Genomic DNA, 2,740 nt, shown 5'->3' with positions numbered 1-2,740 from the left:
TATAAAATTAAAAGAAAAACAGTAGATTATTTTATTAATTAGATACAGAAAGAAGGAAACAACACATGAAATGTAACCATTAGGTACCTTTTGAAGATTACCAGAACCAAACGATGTAAAAGCTCAAGAAATATTTTTCAGTATAAAATTGTTACATATTTTTTATCATAAATTCATTTATTTCATCTAAAAACAAATTACCATATTTTTGTAACTTAATTTTACCCACACCAGTAACGTTAATTAGCTGTTTTTTACTTTCAGGTTTAGTCTGAACCATCTCAAGCAATGTTGCATCACTAAAAACAATATAGGGAGGAATATCTTCAGCATCGGCAATACTCTTGCGTAATCTTTTAAGATTATTAAATAAAATACGCTCTTCGTAAGATAGAATTGTTGTTAAATTAATTGCTCTTGCATAGCGATTAATTCTGCTTTTCTTAACAATTTCTAAACGTGGTTTAGCTAATGATAATGATATTTCACCTCTTAGTATTAGACACGCTTTTTGTGTTAACTGAAGCGTAGTAAAAGCAGATATATTTTGACTTAAATACCCCAAATAAACTAGCTGTCTAATAACACTTAGCCAATAATCTGATGAATGCTGCTTACCAATGCCATAAACCGATAACTTATCATGACCATTTTCTTTAATTTGAGATCGCCCAGAACCACGTAACACGTCAATAATATATTGAGCACCATAATGCTGTTCTACACGATAAACACAAGATAAAACTTTTTGTGCATCAATTAAACCGTTATAAAGCTCTGGAGGATATAAACAAACATCGCAGTTATTACATGGTTCGGTCCTCTCTTCACCAAAATAATTAAGCAACACAATGCGCCGACAAGTCAAACCTTGTGCAAAAGCCTCCATTGCATTGATCTTTTGTAATTCTATATCTTGATGTTGACCATTCCCTTTTTTAATAACTTGTTGCTGATACCAATTAAGATCTTTACTATTAAATAATAGTATAGCTTCAGCTGGTACACCATCACGACCTGCACGGCCTGTTTCTTGATAATAAGATTCAATCGTTCTTGGGCTATCAGCATGAACAACAAAACGCACATTAGGTTTGTTAATTCCCATACCAAATGCAACGGTAGCTACAATAATTTGCACATTATCTTTTATAAAATCTTCTTGGGCCTGTTGACGTTCATTATTAGTCAACCCCGCATGATAAGCCTTAACAGAAAACCCACGGGAAGCAAGCCTAGTTGTCATATCTTCAACTCTAGAACGGCTTGAACAATAAATAATTCCACTATTGCCTTTTTGCGTCTCAATAAAAGAAACAACTTGTTCAAGTTGATTAAATTTTTCAACAACTGTATAACGAATATTAGAGCGATCAAAGCTTCTTACTACAACCAATGGGTTAACCAAATTAAGTTGATGAATAATATCTGTTTGTGTCATTTTGTCTGCTGTTGCAGTCAATGCAACAATAGGGACTTTAGGGAAACGAATAGAAAGTTGTCCTAATTGCCTATAATCAGGCCTAAAATCATGCCCCCATTGAGAAATGCAATGCGCCTCATCAATAGCTATTAATGAAGGAGGATACTCATCAATTAATGAAGAAAAAGAGTAAATACTCAATCTTTCAGGAGAGACGTATAATAGTTTTATAGAATGATCCAAATACTGTTCGATAACTTTTTGTTGTTCTGTAGATGATTGTGAGGCATTAAGATAGGCAGCAGCAATACCATTAGCTAATAATTGATCAACCTGATCTTTCATCAAAGAAATTAAGGGTGAAACAACTATTGCTGTTCCTGGTAATAAAACTGCGGGAATTTGATAACATAAAGATTTTCCGCCCCCAGTTGGAATAATTGTTAAAGTATCACGACCATCAATAATAGATTCAATAATTTCTCTTTGTTGATTTCGAAATGACTTGTAACCAAAAACATTTTGTAAAACATCTTCAATATGATCTTTTATTGACATACTAACCTAAACATATAAAATCCGACTTGGGCTAGCGAGTATAGCTAAATTAAAGTAAACAAACCACCATCAATTTTCGAAAACTGGTAATCCTGGATTCAAACATGAAGTGCAATTTTAAACACGGTGGAGTGAAGAAAGTAGAAAGGTGATTTATACTAGCACCTTCGCACCACCACAGTTTGGAGATTGCTATGTATTATAATCACCTTTCTAGGAAGGAAAGATACCAGATTTTCGTATTATTACAAGCCGGAAAGAATAAAAAAGAGATAGCCCAGCTACTTAATAGACATCCTTCGACAATAAGTCGAGAGATAAAAAGAAACTCAAAACCTAATCAAGCCTATCAAGCACATGATGCGGTAACCCTAGCTAGGAAAAGGCGAAAAAACAGCGGTAATGGTAAGCCAATAGAGTCTTCGGTATGGCGCCAAGTTGAAAAATACCTCATGCTTTATTACAGCCCAGAGCAGATTGCTGCACGTTTAAAGAAAGTCAGCGTCCAATCAATCTATAACTATCTTTATCAAAATAAAGCGCGCTATGAACAATTCAAACCTTATCTAAGACGAAAAGGCAAAGCCTATAGGCATTGTAAGGCACCGAGTATTAAAGAAGGAGACCGCCGATATAAACGGTCAATTAAACAACGTCCAAGTTATGTAGAAAGCCGGAAAACGCGAGGACATTGGGAGGGAGATACGATTATTAGCCGTAAAGACAAGCAAGCATTGGTGACATTAGTTGAACGCAAAA

General features: G+C 34.5%; 2 protein-coding genes. One reads left to right on the top strand and one right to left on the bottom strand.

Annotated features, from left to right (window positions below; genetic code table 11):
- Window positions 1-151: 151 nt before the first annotated feature.
- Window positions 152-1,981 carry a DNA helicase RecQ gene (gene recQ / locus A9G44_RS05255; protein ID WP_065609586.1) on the bottom strand — a complete coding sequence of 610 codons (1,830 nt, stop codon included), beginning with the start codon at window positions 1,979-1,981 and terminating at the stop codon, window positions 152-154.
- Between the two features lie 194 nt (window positions 1,982-2,175).
- Between recQ and A9G44_RS05250 the strand changes: the two genes are divergently transcribed.
- Window positions 2,176-2,740, top strand: a 565-nt coding sequence (locus A9G44_RS05250; protein ID WP_065609584.1) for an IS30 family transposase, incomplete at its 3' end; no start/stop codon positions are given.

The organism is Gilliamella sp. Occ4-3, assembly GCF_001690675.1.
In the GTDB taxonomy this organism is placed as follows: Bacteria; Pseudomonadota; Gammaproteobacteria; order Enterobacterales; family Orbaceae; genus Gilliamella; species Gilliamella bombi.
The sequence above is the reverse complement of the archived record's forward strand: the minus strand, read 5'-3'. Positions and strand labels throughout refer to the sequence as shown.

What these genes read in the sequence shown, in the direction of transcription:
- recQ (WP_065609586.1), bottom strand. Translation starts at nt 1,981, where the DNA reads ATGTCAATAAAAGATCATATTGAAGATGTTTTACAAAATGTTTTTGGT.